The sequence below is a fragment of the Candidatus Symbiopectobacterium sp. genome (assembly GCF_020054415.1).
Lineage (GTDB): Bacteria > Pseudomonadota > Gammaproteobacteria > Enterobacterales > Enterobacteriaceae > Symbiopectobacterium.
Genome location: NZ_JAHWCO010000334.1, coordinates 14,191 through 31,957 on the forward strand (window position 1 = coordinate 14,191; position 17,767 = coordinate 31,957).

Sequence of the window (17,767 nt, forward strand, 5' to 3'; positions counted from 1 at the left end):
ATCTCTTTCATCAGGTTAGGGGCTGCCCTTTCAGGCGGCATAAACGGTCAATCCATCCGCCGCTGAGGTTTACAGCGAACCAATGCAATGCCCGCCCCGGTTAATGCACCGATAGCGCCCCACATCACCATCAAGAATAGGCGACGCGGACTGTCTCGCTTCACCGGCTCCTCCGGCGTGCGCAGATAACGGTAGGTCTGCAATGCCGCATCAAGCGTTGGCTCAACGCTTAACGTCGCCAACATGGCGCGATTTTGGTCATAATCGATGTCGAAGCGCGGCCCACTGGCCTGCAAGGATTCCAATTGCGCCTGCAACATCGGACGCCCCAACAGGAAAAGTTCTGAAGGCGGCAATTCTTCCGAGGGGGTATCGGTCTGGCTGCGGCTTATCCCCTGCTGTTGCGCAATTTTTAGCGCCATCTTCACGCTATTCAGGTCGCGATCGAAAATCGCCTGCGCGACCGCTTCCTGACGCTGAATCTGCGACTGTAAAAAGACCTTACGTGCCGCCCAGGCGCCTTTCAGCTCACCGTTAAGGTGCAGTGCGGCGCGCAGACTGGCAAATTCGATATAGTCGCGCAACAGGCGATTGGCGGCAGGAGCGTTTTCCGCCGTCAAGCGCACGCTGTCAAAGGTCTTTTTACCGTCGTCACGCGGGGTAAACTGGATGTCGGCGATCAGATCGTCCAGCAAGGCCGCATCCGCTTTGGCATCACCTTCCTGATGCGATTTATAGTAGTCGCTCTGTAGCCAGAAATCGCGCCGGGTATCATACGCGGCAACCTGCATGACAAACTCGTCGTAAACCTTGGCTGACACCGACAGCGCTTCGGGCGGCAGAGACGCAAACGCTTTTGCATCCAGATTACGTAAGAACTGCTGTTGCGGATAATAACCGCCCAGGCGCGTAACGCCAGGCAGGTCCGTTATTGCCATGGCGCTCCACTCTTGGCGAGCAAGATAGGAATACCCTAACGCCACCAGCGCGAAAGCCAGCGCTACGCCGGCAATCCAGAATTTTCCTCTCCACAACGCACCGCACAGGCCACGAATGTCCAGTTCATTCTCAATACCGGCCCCCCCCGTCGTCACGCGGTAATGTGCTTCGTCAGAGGTTCCGTTAGCAGGGTTTTCGTGTTTCATTACTTCACCAAAGTGGTGTGGTTTCAAGTTGAGTGTCGATGATTGTCGTTACGGTGCGCTCGACGCTTGATGCGTCTCAGAAAGCGCGCCACGCGCCATGCCCGTTTCAGGCAATAGTCATAAAGCCAAAAGGCCAGTAAAAACAGCACCAACATGGCCCATTCAGGAATGAAAGAGAAATACTCTCCGGCCATGCCGATACCCGCCAACAGTACCGCGGCCACGGTGATCAACACAAAAGCCTGATGCGGTGTAAATCCGGCGCGCATCAATAAGTGATGGATATGCTGACGATCCGGCGCGAAGGGGCTCATCCCTCGGCGCAAGCGACGGTACATGATGGCAACCATGTCCATCAGCGGGATGGCGATCAACCACAGTGCCGTTACCGGATTAATCGGATGGTATTTGCCCTGCGTGGATTGCATCAGGATCCAGATGGCAGTGAACCCTATCATGGTGCTGCCTGCATCGCCCATAAACACTTTATAGCGGCGGCCAAAAAAACCGAGGTTGAGTAAGATGTACGGCAGCGTGGCCGCAATCATGGCAAAGCACCACAGCGCCAAATTGTGGTAACCGTAGAGCAGAATACCCATCGCGCCGAACGACACCACGGAAAGGCCACCGAGCAGACCGTCGATGCCGTCGACCATGTTAAACGCGTTAATGACCGCCCACACGGCAAACAGCGTCACCATATAGCCCAATGGCCCCAGTACCATATCCCACGGTCCAAACAACTCTCCCAGATTGCGCAATGATAGATGCGCGAACACCATCATTGCGATGGCCACCAGCGCCTGAACCAGCGCACGGATTTTGACACTGATATAAAAGCGATCGTCTAATGCCCCGACAAACACCAAAATACCGGCGCACAGCAGGTAAAAACGGAAATGGGGAATGTAGTAGTCGGTAATCAGGAAGGTAAAGCACAGGCCAGCATAAACGGAAATGCCCCCCACCAGCGGGATCAGACCTTGGTGACGTTTACGCTGATTGGGACGATCGACAAGACCCAGCGGTCCCGACACGCGACGGGCCAGGAATAGAAAAGCCAGAGAAAACAAGAAAATCAATAATAACTCTAGACGCATAGCGAGTAAGTTTACCGTTTATGGCTACAAGCCGCCGCAGGCTGGCACGGCGAAGCATGGTTCGCCATAACAGTGCCGTTCACCACCACATCATTATGCGGCCGACGGTATCGCGCGGGCATGCTCAGGGCAGGCACTCGCAACGGGGTTATGATGACGCCATCAAATCAATGCGTACCATAACGGAAAGCACGACGCAGGGATATCCTAGAATACTCTGGAAAAACACCCTGTAGTGTAAGGGTCGGTAAGTTCCTAAAAAAAACGCCACGACCCGCGTGGCGTTTTCCCCGAGAACACTGCCTGTTTATGAACGCTTCATCATGTCGAAGAATTCATCGTTGGTTTTGGTCATCGCCAACTTGTTGATCAGGAACTCCATTGCATCGATCTCGCCCATCGGGTGAATGATTTTGCGCAGGATCCACATTTTTTGCAGCTCTTCGGAGGTGGTAAGCAGCTCTTCTTTACGCGTACCGGAACGGTTGTAGTCGATAGCCGGGAACACACGCTTCTCAGCGATTTTACGCGCCAGATGCAGTTCCATGTTACCTGTACCTTTAAACTCTTCGTAAATCACTTCGTCCATCTTCGAGCCGGTATCTACCAGCGCGGTGGCTATAATGGTCAGGCTACCGCCCTCTTCCACGTTACGCGCAGCACCAAAGAAGCGTTTCGGACGGTGCAGGGCGTTGGCATCCACACCACCGGTCAGTACTTTGCCAGACGCCGGTACCACGGTGTTGTAGGCACGCGCCAGACGGGTGATGGAGTCCAGCAGGATGATAACGTCTTTTTTGTGCTCGACCAGGCGCTTTGCCTTTTCAATCACCATTTCAGCAACCTGAACGTGGCGAGAGGCAGGCTCGTCAAAGGTAGACGCCACCACTTCCCCTTTCACCAGACGTTGCATCTCTGTCACTTCTTCCGGACGTTCGTCGATAAGCAGTACCATCAGCACGCAATCAGGGTGATTATACGCGATGCTCTGTGCAATATTTTGCAGCAGCATGGTTTTACCGGCTTTCGGTGGTGCCACGATCAAACCACGTTGACCACGGCCAATCGGAGACGCTAAATCCAATACGCGTGCTGTCAGGTCTTCAGTTGAACCATTACCGCGTTCCATACGCAAACGTGAGTTGGCATGCAGCGGAGTGAGGTTTTCAAACAGGATCTTGTTGCGGGCGTTTTCAGGTTTGTCGTAATTGACTTCGTTGACTTTCAACAAGGCAAAGTAGCGTTCCCCTTCTTTGGGAGGACGAATCTTGCCTGAAATGGTGTCACCAGTACGAAGATTAAAACGGCGGATTTGGCTGGGAGAAACGTAGATATCATCAGGGCCGGCGAGGTAGGAGCTGTCTGCGGAGCGGAGGAAACCGAAACCATCCTGCAAGATTTCCAGCACACCATCGCCGAAAATATCTTCGCCACTTTTTGCGTGCTGCTTCAAAATGGCGAAAATAATATCCTGCTTACGCATACGAGCCTGGTTTTCCAGCCCCATGTTTTCGCCAAGAGTAATTAACTCAGAAACTGGCGTATTCTTTAATTCGGTAAGATTCATAGTGGTGGGTTCTTAAACTCGGGGTAAATCTCGAACAATTAACGTGAATGGGATGGCAAGGGTCACCGTGCCACTATCATATACCGCCCTCAATCACACCATTCCGTTTAGCTTGATACGTGAACGTGTTACACGCCGACCACGCAAGCCGATACAAAACGACGGCAAGAGATCGAAGACACCTGAAACCAATTAATGTAATACTTTTAGATTGCCTGACCACGCTACGGACTCTTATGCCGTGTTTGTGCGATTTGTTGTCACGAACGGGCAGCGTTAAGGTACAGACAGCGAGTAATGCTATAGATTCAAACTTTCAGGCTTAAGCATGTGAGGCTTAAACATAGGCAAGTACGATATGCAGTGCTGATGAATCTAGCACACTTCATGACGTGCGGCAAGCGGTCAATATGAGAAATCCACACTGACCGCTTTGTGCGATGAAATAGCGTTGATAAATCTATCAGGTATTACAGATTGGTGTTCAAAAACTCTTTCAACTGGCCTTTGGACAGCGCGCCTACTTTCGTTGCCGCCACCTCACCGTTCTTGAACAGCAGCAGGGTCGGGATACCACGGATGCCGTATTTCGGCGCAGTCGCCGGATTTTCATCAATGTTAAGTTTGGCAACGGTGATGCGACCTTCGAATTCATCAGCGATTTCATCGAGAATGGGAGCGATCATTTTGCAGGGACCACACCATTCGGCCCAAAAATCAACCAGTGTTGCCCCTTCGGCCTGCAACACGTCCGTTTCGAAGCTGTCGTCTGTCAGGTGGATAATTTTATCGCTCATTTTTTACTCCGCAGGATTATCTTTAGCGAGTTGGTGTAGTATTAACCAACAAAGCTTGACTTTATTTCACTGTATACGCTTTCGTAAAGCAATAGTTAGCTGATATTCTACCACACTATGAGCAAAACACACTTGACTGAACAGAAGTTTTCCGACTTCGCGCTGCACCCGCAGGTAATAAAATCCCTTGAAAATAAAGGGTTTTATAACTGTACGCACATCCAGGCACTCGCACTACCTCTCGCCCTTGATGGCCGGGACGTCGCGGGTCAGGCGCAAACCGGAACTGGCAAGACGCTGGCATTTCTGGCGTCTACTTTCCACTATCTCTTGTCGCATCCTGCTTCAACAGAGCGTCAAACCAACCAGCCACGCGCGCTGATCATGGCCCCCACTCGCGAGTTGGCCGTGCAAATCCACGCGGATGCACAGGCGCTGGCAGAATCGACAGGCTTGAAACTGGGTCTGGCTTACGGCGGAGACGGTTACGATAAGCAGCTTAAAGTGCTGGAGCAGGGTGTTGATATCCTGATCGGTACCACTGGCCGCTTGATCGACTACGCCAAGCAGAATCACATTAACCTTGGCGCCATTCAGGTTGTGGTGCTGGATGAAGCCGACAGAATGTACGATCTGGGCTTTATCAAAGATATTCGCTGGCTGTTCCGCCGCATGCCGCCGGTAACGCAGCGCCTGAACATGCTGTTCTCCGCCACGCTGTCATACCGTGTGCGTGAGTTGGCGTTTGAACAGATGAACAACGCCGAGTGCGTTGAAGTAGAGCCGGAGCAGAAAACCGGGCACCGCATCAAGGAAGAGCTGTTCTATCCGTCAAACGAAGAGAAGATGCGCCTGCTGCAAACGTTGCTGGAAGAAGAGTGGCCGGACCGCTGCATCATCTTCGCCAACACTAAGCACCGCTGCGAAGACATCTGGGGCCATCTGGCTGCGGACGGCCATCGCGTTGGTCTGCTGACTGGCGACGTAGCGCAGAAAAAACGCCTGCGCATTCTGGATGACTTCACGCAGGGCAATCTGGATATTCTGGTCGCCACCGATGTTGCGGCGCGCGGTCTTCATATTCCGTCTGTCACTCACGTATTCAACTATGACTTGCCGGACGATTGCGAAGACTATGTGCACCGCATCGGCCGTACCGGACGTGCCGGTGCCAGCGGATTCTCCATCAGCCTGGCCTGTGAAGAGTATGCGCTGAACCTGCCTGCCATTGAGCAATATACGGGCCATTCAATCCCGGTAAGCAAGTACGATAGTGATGCGCTGATGACCAATCTGCCCGCGCCGAAGCGCTTGCCCCGTACGCGCACCAGCAGTGGCCCGCGTCGCAGTGGCCCGCCACGTCGTAGCGGCGCACCGCGCGGCAACCGTAAAAGACCGAGTTAAGCATCCATGCTAAATGCTTCCTCGCTGTATGCGGCGATCGATCTGGGCTCGAACAGCTTCCATATGCTGGTGGTGCGGGAGAGCGCTGGCAGCATTCAAACGCTAGCGCGCATTAAACGTAAAGTGCGTTTGGCTGCGGGACTGGATCGTTATAACCGCTTGTCACAGGAAGCCATGCAGCGCGGTTGGCAGTGTTTGCGCCTGTTTTCCGAGCGCTTGCAGGATATCCCTCAGACGCAAACCCGCGTTGTTGCGACGGCGACCCTGCGGCTTACCACCAATGCCGATGAATTTCTGGCGCAGGCGCAGCAGATCCTGGGTTTGCCGATTCAAGTTATCAGCGGTGAAGAGGAAGCGCGCCTGATTTATCAGGGTGTGGCCCACACCACCGGCGGTCCGGAACAACGTCTGGTGGTGGATATCGGCGGTGGCAGTACCGAACTGGCGACCGGAACCGCCGCACAGGCCACACAGTTGCTCAGTTTGCCCATGGGATGCGTGACCTGGCTGGGGCGTTATTTCAGCGATCGCACCCTGACAGCGGAAAATTTTGCCCGTGCTGAACAGGCTGCCGGTGACATGATACGCCCCGTGGCCGCCCAACTGCGTGCGCGGGGCTGGCAAGTGTGCGTGGGCGCATCCGGCACCGTACAAGCGTTGCAAGAGATTATGGTCGCCGCGGGCATGGACGAGCACATCACGCTCGACAAGCTGTGCGCCCTGAAAGAGCATGCCATCGTGTGCCATAAGCTGGAAGAACTGGAAATTGACGGCCTGACGTTAGAGCGGGCGCTGGTTTTCCCCAGCGGATTGTCCATTCTGTTGGCGATTTTCCAGGAACTTGGCATTCAGAGTATGACATTGGCCGGTGGCGCGCTGCGCGAAGGCTTGGTATATGGGATGCTGCACCTGCCCGTAGAGCAGGATATTCGCCAGCGCACGCTGCTCAATCTGCAACGCCGCTACCTGTTAGACGGTGAACAGGGCCAGCGCGTCAGCACATTAGCCAACAATTTCCTGCACCAACTGGTGCAGGATTGGCCGTTGGATCACCGATGTTGCGAGTTGCTGCACAGCGCCGGCTTTCTGCATGAAATCGGTCTGGCCATTGATTTTCGCAATGCTCCGCAACACGCTGCCTATCTCATACGCAACAGCGATCTTCCCGGTTTCACGCCGGCACAGAAAAAACTGCTGGCTATTCTGGTGTTAAATCAGAGTGGTGCGCTCGATCTTCAGTCATTAAATCAGCAAAACGCCGTACCCGTACTGCCTGCGCAGCGCTTATGCCGTTTGTTGCGACTGGCGATTATTTTCGCCAGCCGTCGCCGTGATGACACCTTGCCTGACAGCATCTTTCGGGCGGACGGCGACACCCTGCACATCCAGCTACCTGCTGGCTGGCTTGCCGCCCATCCCCTGTGCGCAGAAGCGCTGGAACAGGAAAGCCGTTGGCAGGGCTATGCCCACTGGCCATTGGTGATTGAGGAAGCCACGCCGTAACAGCGATATTACTCCTTATCGCGCGCCTGCGCCAGCTGCGCGCGCAGATTCGCCAGATGGATTTGCCCCTTTTGCATCCGCTCTTGCGCGCTGACCACTTTGCGCGCTGTTTCCCATTGCAGATCGTCCTGCGGCAGTTCCAGCAAGAAACGGCTGGGTTCTGGACGCACCAGTTCGCCATACTGGCGACGCTCTTTGCACAGTGTAAAAACCAGCTCACGTTGCGCCCGTGTGATACCGACATACGCCAGGCGACGCTCTTCATCTACATTATCTTCGTCAATGCTGCTCTGGTGCGGCAGTAGTCCCTCCTCCATCCCCACCAGATACACATAGGGAAATTCCAACCCTTTTGAGGCGTGCAGGGTCATCAGCTGCACCTGATCCACCTCTTCTTCGCTTTCGCCGCGCTCCATCATATCACGCAGGGTGAACCTCGTTACCACCTGTGTCAGCGTCATCGGTTCATCGAGCTCCGAGCCTGCCAGTATTTCCGTCATCCAGCTAAACAGCTGATTGACGTTTTTCATCCGCATTTCCGCCGCTTTCGGGCTGGTTGAGGTTTCATACAGCCAGCTTTCATAATCCAGCCCGTGAATGAGGTCGCGCACCGCCGCCACCGGTTCTCGCTCAGCCTGCTGGGCAATTTTCCGCATCCAGTGGGTAAAACGTTGCAGTGAGGACAACCCACGGCCAGACAGGTGTGCTTCCAGCCCTAAATCAAAACTGGCGGTAAACAGGCCTTTGTTGCGCACATTGGCCCAATCACCCAGTTTCTGTAGCGTCGCGGGGCCGATTTCTCGCTTAGGAGTGTTGACGATGCGCAGAAAGGCGCTGTCGTCATCCGCGTTGGTCAAAACTCGCAGATAGGCCAACAGATCTTTGATTTCCGGACGAGAAAAGAAGGAGGTACCGCCAGAGATGCGATAGGGAATGCGGTTTTGCATCAGCATCTTTTCGAACAGTCGCGACTGATGGTTGCCACGATAGAGGATGGCATAGTCACTGTACTGTGTCTTGTTGATAAAGTGATGGGCAATCAGTTCGCACACCACCCGTTCCGCCTCGTGGTCTTCGTTGTTGGCGGTGATCACCTTCAGTTCACTGCCGTAACCCAATTCCGAAAAGAGTTTTTTTTCAAATACGTGTGGGTTATTGGCGATCAGGATATTGGCCGCTTTGAGAATACGGCCCGAAGAACGGTAATTTTGCTCCAGCTTGATCACTTCAAGCTGAGGGAAATCCTGTGAAAGCAGTACCAAGTTTTGCGGACGGGCACCGCGCCAAGAGTAGATGGATTGGTCGTCATCGCCGACCACGGTAAAGCGTGCACGTGCACCAACCAGCAGTTTGACCAGCTCATACTGGCTGGTGTTGGTGTCCTGATACTCATCCACCAGCAGGTAGCGCAAGCGGTTTTGCCAGCGCTCACGCACCGCTTCATCGCGCTTGAACAGCAGCGTTGGCAACAGGATCAGATCTTCAAAATCCAGTACATTACAGGCGCGCAAGTGATCGTGATACAGACCATAACAGTGCGCAAACAGCTTATCACGCTCCGACTGCACCGATGCCGCCGCCTGCGTCGGGTCCATCAGATCGTTTTTCCAGTTGGAAATGGTGGAGGTCAACTGCTGTAGCTGGATTTTATCCCCTTCCAACCAGGTTTCCGTCAGTTCATTGAGCAGTGCGGCCTGATCCTGATCGTCAAACAGCGAGAAGTTCGCCTTCATGCCCAACGCGGCATATTCCCGTTTAATGACCTCCAACCCTAGGGTGTGAAAGGTGGCGATCAGCAACCCACGCGTCTCCTTGTGCCCTAAGGTCTGCGCCACGCGAGCTTTCATTTCACGCGCAGCCTTGTTGGTAAAGGTCACCGCGGCGATATGACGCGCCTGATAGCCGCACTGACGGATCAGATGAGCAATCTTGTTGGTGATAACGCGCGTTTTGCCTGATCCCGCGCCAGCCAGCACCAGACAAGGACCGGTGACAAATTCGACAGCATGTTGTTGACTGGGATTCAGGCGCATGACGTTCAACTCGTAATAAAAACGGAAGCCGATTGTAGCAGAAAGCCACGCAGATCTTGATGGCCGGATTCGCCTTTACCGATCCACATCAGGACTGCATCGTGCTACATTGCCGGCCATCGGCGTCGGCGTGATGCCTGTTCAATTCACGCTTCTTAATCACATGAAAGGTACTCCCATGGCGAAAACGGCATCTGCACTGCATATTCTGGTCGATACAGAACAACTGGCGAATGATCTACTGGACCAACTGGCGCAAGGGGCAGACTTTCAGCAGTTAGCTAAAAAGCACTCCACCTGCCCGTCCAAACGGGATGGGGGCAATCTTGGTGAGCTCCGTCAGGGCGATATGGTGCCCGCTTTTGACAAGGCGGTATTTTCCTGCGAGTTGCTGAAACCCTTTGGACCTGTAAAAACCCAGTTCGGCTATCACATCGTCAAGGTGCTGTACCGCAACTAAGCGTTCTGGCAACCGGCGTACTGTTGCGCCGCGCAGTATGCGCGGCGCGTACGGAGTTATTACTCCGTCATCATCAGCAGGCTGGCATTTCCCCCCGCTGCCGCCGTATTCACGCTGAGCACACGTTCATGCCATAACCGCTCCAGTGGGATCGTGTCACTGCCGGGTTCACAGCCGAGCAGAGGAATAATCGCCCCCGTCCATTGCGCAATCTGCTGATTAACCTCACGCAACATGTCGCTCTCGCCGTGACAGATAACCGCGCCAATATGTCCACTTTCCTGTTGCCATTCCGGCGTAAAACGGATGCGGCGCTGCACTTCCGGCGGCAAGCTGCCGGCAAGTTCACGTAACGCTGCACTGTCAGGCCATAATGCGTTACTGCCCACGGCCAGCAGCGCCGCCAACTGGCGCAGCATATCGTCACTTTCCTGCGCCAAGCACAACACGTTATCGCGCGGTGTCAGCATATAGGTATTGCGTTCGCCAGTGGGCCCCGGCAGCGTGCGTATCACACCGCTGACAGCGCCCCAGGCACGGTAGCTCTGCGCCGCCTCGAACACCGCCAGCCGTCCCTGTTGTTGCGCCCAGTCAACCAGTAGCGCAAACTCCGCGCGTTCCGGCGTCGTCGCCAATGTGGCATTGATGCCCAATGCGTTGCTCGCTGCGCTGGGTTGGCCAGGCGGTGTTCTCTGCAAGCGTGGCAAATAGAGCGGCCCGCCCGCTTTCGGCCCTGTACCAGACAACCCTTCGCCTCCGAATGGCTGAACGCCGACCACAGCCCCCACCATATTGCGATTGACGTATTGGTTACCCACATGCGCCCGCTGCGTGATACGCGAAATGGTTTCATCAATCCGTGAATGGACGCCCAAAGTGAGCCCATACCCCAGGGCGTTGATCTCCTCAATCAACGTATCCAGCCCCTCGCGCGCATAGCGCACCACGTGCAGCACCGGACCAAAGATCTCTTGTTGCAAGCTTGCTACCTGGTCCAGTTCAATCAGCGTCGGAAAGACAAAGGTGCCCTGTCGCCATGATGCCAGGCACGCCTGTGCGCCGAAAGCCGCCTGAAACACCGAATGCCCTTCCGCTTGCATCAGGTGAATATGCTGCTCGATCCGTTCGCGGGCTTCATCGTCGATCACCGGGCCGTAGTCCGTTGCCAGACTGTCGGGATTGCCCACGCGGAACTGCGCCATGGCGCCACGCAGCATGTTCAGTGTCGCTTCTGCAATGTCCTCCTGAAGACAGAGCAGACGCAGTGCTGAACAACGCTGCCCTGTGCTGTCAAAGGCGGAGGCCATGACATCGCTGACCACTTGCTCCGTCAGCGCGGACGAATCGACAATCATGGCATTCATCCCACCGGTTTCAGCGATCAGCACCGCAGGTTGCCCATGCGCATCCAACCGTTCTGCCAACGTGCGCTGCAAGCCCTTGGCAACCGCGGTCGATCCGGTAAACAGCACGCCATTGACGCGCGCATCGCGCACCAGCGCCGCACCGACGCGTTCCCCAGCGCCGGGCAGCAGTTGCAACACATCATGCGCAATGCCAGCCTGATGCAGCAGTTGCACCGCCAACGCGGCAACCAGTGGTGTTTGCTCCGCCGGTTTTGCCAGTACCGCATTCCCCGCAGCCAGTGCGGCAGCAATCTGCCCAGTAAAAATGGCCAACGGGAAGTTCCACGGACTGATGCAAACCACCACGCCCAGCGGGCAAACTTGTTCCGATGACACCGCAGCAGACTGCTGTGCATAATAGCGCAAGAAGTCCACCGCTTCGCGTATTTCAGCAATGGCATTTGGCGCGGTTTTCCCCGCCTCGCGCACCAATAACCCGATGAACTGCGGATACGCGGCTTCCAGCAAGCTGGCAGCGCGTTGCAGGCTGGCAACCCGCTGCGGGAACGACACCGTAGAGAACCGCTCTGCTGCCTGCACCGCACAGCCCAACGCAATGCGCACATCCTCCTCGCTGGCATCACGCACATATCCCACGATATCGTGCTGTTGGGCAGGATTGATCACTGGCCGAGCCGCCAGCGGTGATGATGCATCGACCATAATCGGTGCCGCATGCCGTACCTGCGCGGCATCAGCACTTAAGGCCGCTGCGAGCATTTCCAGACGGCGCTCATCGGTCAGATCTACGCCTTGCGCATTGCAACGCTCTGCGCCGTAGATCTGAGCAGGTAGAGGAATTCGCGGATGCCGGCAGCCGGGAGCCCTCTCTTTGTATGCCAGCGCCTGCACTTCAGCTATCGGGCTGGCAATCAGTTGCTCCAGTGGGACCTCCGCATCCGCAATACGACTAACAAACGAGGTGTTGGCACCATTTTCCAATAGACGCCGCACCAAATAGGCAAGCAGGGTTTCATGGGTGCCGACGGGGGCATAGATCCGACAGGGGCGCGCCAGCTTGCCCTGTTCTTCGGGACCGACGACCTGCGAATAAAGCGCCTCCCCCATACCATGCAGGCATTGAAATTCATATTGCCCAGGGTAATAACTGTCACCGGCCAGCGTATACACCGCGCTCAGGGTATGAGCATTGTGAGTAGCGAACTGCGGGTAAATGGCATCCGGTTCCGCCAGCAGTTGGCGAGCGCAGGCCAGATAGGAGACATCGGTATAGACTTTACGGGTATAGACGGGGTAGTCCTCCAGACCCTCTACTTGCGTGCGTTTGATTTCGCTGTCCCAGTAGGCACCTTTCACCAATCGCACCATCAGGCGTCGCCGGGTACGCTGTGCCAGATCGATAAGGAAATCAATCACAAACGGGCAGCGTTTCTGGTAGGCCTGCACCACAAAACCGATCCCTTTCCATCCCTCCAACGCAGGCTCATGACACAACCGCTCCAACAGATCGAGGGAGATCTCTAGCCGTTCGGCTTCTTCCGCATCAATATTAATGCCGATATCGTACTGCATCGCCTGCAACGTCAACGCCAACAAACGGGGATAGAGCATCTCCATGACACGATCGTACTGCGCACGACTATAACGAGGATGCAGCGCCGACAGCTTGATGGAGATACCCGGCCCTTCATACACCCCACGCCCCTGAGATGCCCTGCCAATCGCATGAATCGCCTGCTGATAAGCGTTGAGGTAAGCCTCCGCATCCTGCTCGGTGAGGGCCGCTTCGCCCAGCATGTCATAGGAATAGCGAAATCCCTGCTGTTCCAGGTGTTCCGCGTTGGACAGCGCCTCATCGATGGTTTCGCCAGTAACAAACTGCTCCCCCATCAGGCGCATCACGCGATCCATCCCCAATCGAATGACCGGCTCGCCCACCTTGTTAATCAGTTGCTTCAGGGTGTGTGCCAGACGCGTTTCACTGTGCGTCGCAACCAGCTTCCCGGTCAGCAGTAGTCCCCAAGTTGCCGCATTGACGAACAGCGATTGCCCTTTCCCCAAATGGGAATGCCAGTCACCGCTGCTGATCTTGTCACGAATCAGCGCATCGCGCGTTGAGGCATCGGGAATGCGCAGCAACGCTTCTGCCAAGCACATCAAAGCAATCCCTTCTGACGATGACAAGGAAAAGGCCTGTAACAAACTTTGCACCCGTCCCGCTCGCCCATGGGTCTTCTGTTCACGCCGCAGCGTCTGCGCCAGTCGATAGGCCAGCGCCTGCACCGCCGGTGCCATTGATGCCATCGGTTCTACCCGCTCGAGCAGTAACGGCACCATTTCGCCCTCGGAACGGCGGTACGCCGCCGTGATAGCATCACGCTGCGGTGAACGGGGTAACAGCGTTTGCGTGAAAGCTAAAAACGGCTGATAGCTTCCTTCCTGACGAGATTTCGGTATAATCTCCGGCGCACGTTGAAATGTTTTACCTTGCTCTGGTGTGATGTCAGGAGCCTTACCATCGCGCTCGACGGCGTCGAGATAGCAAAAAATGGCGTGCTCAATCAACCAATGCGATGTGCGATCAAGGAGCTGCGCTGTACGTTCGATACGATTGCGGGTCGCATCGTCAAGCTTTACCGCTATAGTGGGGAATCCCATCATTTCACTCCAGTGAAGCCAAGATAATCATCGATAGTGAGGGATCGGATAACGTTGATTTGTTGAAGGTATGCCTTCGGAGTTTAGCCGTCGTTATCGGATTATGCAACCTAGTTTTCGCGAGTTGCCATGAGATGCAGTGCAGTTAACAAGTGTATAATATTGGCGTGACGAGGAAATATAACAAATCGTTAACGCTTTGCATTATAAGAAAAAATAGGCTACACGAGGGATGCGCTATCGTGCAGACTGCGCTTTACCTGACGTCGTTCCCGTCAGGTTATACCAACAATCATGATTTGCCTTTATGCCCTAGCATGATGGGTATAGACAGGGCGCTTTAACTTGGAGATTCTAATGACAATGAGTACACCCATGCTGGTGACCTTTCTGGTGTATATCTTCGGAATGATCTTGATTGGCGTGGTCGCCTATCGCTCAACCACCACCCTTGGCGACTATATCTTGGGCGGACGACGGATGGGCAGCGTGGTCACGGCACTTTCCGCAGGGGCTTCTGACATGAGTGGCTGGCTGCTGATGGGGTTGCCGGGCGCAATATTTATTTCCGGCATTTCTGAAAGCTGGATTGCTATCGGGCTGACTATCGGTGCTTACCTTAACTGGCGCTGGGTTGCAGGCCGCCTGCGCGTTCACACCGAGGTGAACCACAACGCGTTGACCTTGCCGGACTATTTCACCCACCGTTTCGAAGACACCAGAAAAATCCTGAGAGTCATTGCGGCCTTGATTATTCTGGTTTTTTTTACCATTTTCTGCGCTTCTGGCATCGTTGCCGGTGCCCGCTTGTTCGAAAGCACCTTTGGCATGAGCTACGCCACCTCATTGTGGGCCGGTGCGGCCGCTACCATCGCCTATACCTTTATCGGTGGTTATCTGGCGGTAAGTTGGACGGATACGATACAGGCCACGCTGATGATTTTCGCCCTGATCCTGACACCGGTGATGGCGATTCTGGCGCTGGATGGCATCGATACGTCTCTGTTGGTTATCGCAGCGAAAAACCCGGCTAATCTGGATATGTTCAGGAGATTGGATGTCGTCGCCATCATCTCTCTGATGGGCTGGGGTCTGGGCTATTTTGGACAGCCGCACATTCTGGCGCGCTTTATGGCAGCAGATTCTCACCACACCATTCGCAGCGCACGCCGCATCAGCATGACCTGGATGATCTTGTGTCTCGCGGGTGCAGTGAGCGTGGGCTTCTTCGGTATCGCCTACTTTAGCAATCATCCGGAACAAGCGGGCAACGTCACCAACAATGCCGAGCGGGTATTTATTGAGCTTTCCATGTTGCTGTTTAACCCGTGGATCGCCGGTGTGTTACTTTCCGCTATTCTGGCGGCTGTAATGAGCACCCTGAGCTGTCAGCTGCTAGTCTGTTCCAGCGCCATTACCGAAGACTTGTACCGCCCCTTCTTCCGTCCCGGCGCTACGCAGCGCGAGCTGGTCTGGGTCGGTCGCATTATGGTGTTACTGATTGCTATCATTTCAATCGTGTTGGCCGCCAACCCGGAAAACCGCGTATTGGGGCTGGTTAGCTACGCCTGGGCCGGTTTTGGTGCCGCGTTTGGCCCGGTGGTCCTGATTTCCCTGCTGTGGCCGCGCATGACGCGTAACGGTGCGCTGGTCGGTATGCTGATCGGTGCTGCCACAGTGATTATCTGGAAACAGAATGCCTGGTTTAATCTGTATGAAATCATCCCCGGCTTTCTCTTTGCCAGCATGGCGATCTTTATCGTTAGCCTGATGGGTCGTGCGCCCTCCAAAGCCGTCACCGATCGCTTCCAAAAAGCAGAAGCCCAGTTCAAAAGCCGTTAAGGAACAATGTGTTTCACGCATAAAAAAGGCGCAGCCACGGTTGCGCCTTTTTTCATTGCCGAAGTAATGCGTTTATTCTTAGCCTGCAACCGCAATACGTTTCATGTCTTTCATGTAGCCACGCAGTTTCTGACCCACCGCTTCGATCGGGTGGTTACGGATTGCGTCATTAACGTCGCGCAGTTGTGCATTATCTACGCTGGTAGCCGCCACCGACTTGCCGATGTCACCCGCTTGCAGTGAAGCCATGAATGCCTGTTTCAGCAACGGCACGGCGGCATTCGCGAATAGGTAGTTACCGTATTCTGCGGTATCAGAGATAACCACGTTCATTTCATACAGACGCTTACGTGCAATGGTGTTCGCAATCAGCGGCAGTTCGTGCAGCGATTCGTAGTACGCTGATTCTTCGATGATGCCCGCGCTTACCATGGTTTCGAATGCCAGTTCCACACCGGATTTAACCATCGCGATCACCAATACGCCGTGGTCAAAATACTCTTGCTCCGCGATTTTACCGTCGAACTGTGGCGCATTTTCAAACGCGGATTTACCTGTTTCTTCACGCCAGGTCAGCAGTTTAATGTCGTCGTTGGCCCAGTCTTCCATCATACCGCTGGAGAACGCACCGGAGATGATATCGTCCATGTGTTTCTGGAACAGCGGAGCCATGATGGTTTTCAACTGCTCAGACAGCGCGTAAGCACGCAGTTTTGCCGGATTAGACAGACGATCCATCATCAGCGTGATGCCGCCTTGCTTCAGCGCTTCGGTAATGGTTTCCCAGCCGAACTGAATCAGTTTTTCCGCATAGGCCGGATCGGTACCTTCAGCAACCAGTTTATCAAAACTCAGCAAAGAACCGGCCTGCAACATACCGCACAGGATGGTCTGCTCGCCCATCAGGTCAGATTTCACTTCGGCAACGAAAGAAGATTGCAGTACGCACGCACGGTGACCACCGGTAGCGGCAGCCCAGGCCTTGGCGATCGCCATGCCTTCACCTTTCGGGTCGTTTTCCGGGTGAACCGCGATCAGCGTCGGAACGCCAAAGCCGCGTTTGTACTCTTCACGTACTTCGGTGCCCGGACATTTCGGCGCCACCATCACCACCGTGATGTCTTTACTGATCTGCTCACCCACTTCAACGATGTTGAAACCGTGAGAGTAACCCAGAGATGCGCCCTGCTTCATCAGAGGTTGAACAGCCTGAACCACAGCGGAGTGCTGCTTGTCTGGCGTCAGGTTCACCACCAGATCCGCCTGCGGGATCAGCGCTTCATAGGTGCCTACGTTAAAACCGTTTTCAGTCGCTTTACGCCATGACGCACGTCTTTCCGCGATAGCTTCTGCACGCAGCGCATAGGCAATATCCAGCCCGGAATCACGCATATTCAAACCCTAGTTCAGCCCTTGCGCGCCGCAACCGACGATCACCACTTTTTTGCCTTTCAGCTATTTCGCTTCGTCTGCGAATTCTTCACGTCCCATGAAACGACATACACCCAATTGCGCCAACTGCTGACGCAGTTTCAACGTGTTGAAATAGTTAGCCATGAACAACTCCGTTCAATCTGTTAATTGCGAGTGTTCAGAAGAGGTTTCCTGTCAGGGAAGCCTGAATGCCCTCATGATATGACAGGAAAAGTATTGCTTAAATTGATATATTAACAAGGGCTTTGTTGAATAATAGGGAATAATGCTGTTATGACACGCCTGTTTTGGATTAAAATGGGCTTTGTTGAATAAATAGAACGGCTTTGTTGAATAAATCAGAACTTGTAACGACTGCGCCCCATACGGGTCGATTGTTACGTGATGCGAATACTGTTCGGCATTCCTAATAGCGTGATCCGGTTAAGCGCTTTGACCATGGCCATGGCTTCACCCA

Annotated in this window: 10 protein-coding genes and 2 pseudogenes; 4 read left to right on the forward strand and 8 right to left on the reverse strand. The window is 54.6% G+C overall.

The window, feature by feature from the left end:
• Positions 1 to 47 precede the first annotated feature (47 nt).
• The 4 genes from wzzE to trxA form a co-directional block, all read right to left on the reverse strand.
• Positions 48 to 1,145: an ECA polysaccharide chain length modulation protein gene (gene wzzE / locus QZ506_RS09830; protein ID WP_291970720.1), complete on the reverse strand. Its 1,098-nt coding sequence runs from the start codon at positions 1,143 to 1,145 to the stop codon at positions 48 to 50.
• A 23-nt stretch (positions 1,146 to 1,168) separates the two neighbouring features.
• Complete coding sequence (gene wecA, locus QZ506_RS09835; RefSeq protein WP_291970721.1) at positions 1,169 to 2,245, reverse strand: UDP-N-acetylglucosamine--undecaprenyl-phosphate N-acetylglucosaminephosphotransferase; 1,077 nt, start codon at positions 2,243 to 2,245, stop codon at positions 1,169 to 1,171.
• 307 nt (positions 2,246 to 2,552) lie between these two features.
• On the reverse strand, positions 2,553 to 3,812 hold the full coding sequence (gene rho / locus QZ506_RS09840; protein ID WP_010283881.1) for a transcription termination factor Rho: 1,260 nt from the start codon (positions 3,810 to 3,812) through the stop codon (positions 2,553 to 2,555).
• Between the two features lie 470 nt (positions 3,813 to 4,282).
• On the reverse strand, positions 4,283 to 4,609 hold the full coding sequence (gene trxA, locus QZ506_RS09845) for a thioredoxin TrxA (RefSeq protein ID WP_196908155.1): 327 nt from the start codon (positions 4,607 to 4,609) through the stop codon (positions 4,283 to 4,285).
• A gap of 117 nt (positions 4,610 to 4,726) precedes the next feature.
• Here trxA and rhlB point away from each other — a divergent pair, with 117 nt between their 5' ends.
• Both rhlB and gppA read left to right on the forward strand, forming a co-directional pair.
• Positions 4,727 to 6,013 (forward strand): ATP-dependent RNA helicase RhlB, encoded by a 1,287-nt coding sequence (gene rhlB / locus QZ506_RS09850; protein WP_291970790.1) that lies wholly within the window; start codon positions 4,727 to 4,729, stop codon positions 6,011 to 6,013.
• 6 nt (positions 6,014 to 6,019) lie between these two features.
• Positions 6,020 to 7,516 carry a guanosine-5'-triphosphate,3'-diphosphate diphosphatase gene (gene gppA, locus QZ506_RS09855; protein WP_291970792.1) on the forward strand — a complete coding sequence of 499 codons (1,497 nt, stop codon included), beginning with the start codon at positions 6,020 to 6,022 and terminating at the stop codon, positions 7,514 to 7,516.
• Positions 7,517 to 7,524: 8 nt separating this feature from the next.
• Here gppA and rep read toward each other — a convergent pair whose 3' ends face one another.
• Complete coding sequence (gene rep, locus QZ506_RS09860) at positions 7,525 to 9,549, reverse strand: DNA helicase Rep (RefSeq protein ID WP_291970793.1); 2,025 nt, start codon at positions 9,547 to 9,549, stop codon at positions 7,525 to 7,527.
• Between the two features lie 178 nt (positions 9,550 to 9,727).
• Here rep and ppiC point away from each other — a divergent pair, with 178 nt between their 5' ends.
• Positions 9,728 to 10,009 (forward strand): peptidylprolyl isomerase PpiC, encoded by a 282-nt coding sequence (ppiC, locus tag QZ506_RS09865; protein ID WP_291970801.1) that lies wholly within the window; start codon positions 9,728 to 9,730, stop codon positions 10,007 to 10,009.
• Positions 10,010 to 10,068: 59 nt separating this feature from the next.
• Here ppiC and putA read toward each other — a convergent pair whose 3' ends face one another.
• The gene (gene putA / locus QZ506_RS09870; RefSeq protein ID WP_291970795.1) at positions 10,069 to 14,034 is read right to left on the reverse strand and encodes a trifunctional transcriptional regulator/proline dehydrogenase/L-glutamate gamma-semialdehyde dehydrogenase; all 3,966 of its coding nucleotides are present in this window, start codon (positions 14,032 to 14,034) and stop codon (positions 10,069 to 10,071) included.
• A gap of 357 nt (positions 14,035 to 14,391) precedes the next feature.
• On the opposite strand from putA, the gene putP reads away from it, so the two are divergent.
• Complete coding sequence (gene putP / locus QZ506_RS09875; protein ID WP_291970797.1) at positions 14,392 to 15,876, forward strand: sodium/proline symporter PutP; 1,485 nt, start codon at positions 14,392 to 14,394, stop codon at positions 15,874 to 15,876.
• A 78-nt stretch (positions 15,877 to 15,954) separates the two neighbouring features.
• On the opposite strand, the pseudogene ilvC reads toward putP, so the two are convergent.
• Both ilvC and QZ506_RS09885 read right to left on the reverse strand, forming a co-directional pair.
• Positions 15,955 to 17,433, reverse strand: a pseudogene (gene ilvC / locus QZ506_RS09880) (ketol-acid reductoisomerase).
• A gap of 254 nt (positions 17,434 to 17,687) precedes the next feature.
• Positions 17,688 to 17,767, reverse strand: a pseudogene (locus QZ506_RS09885) (lipoprotein); the annotation flags it as partial.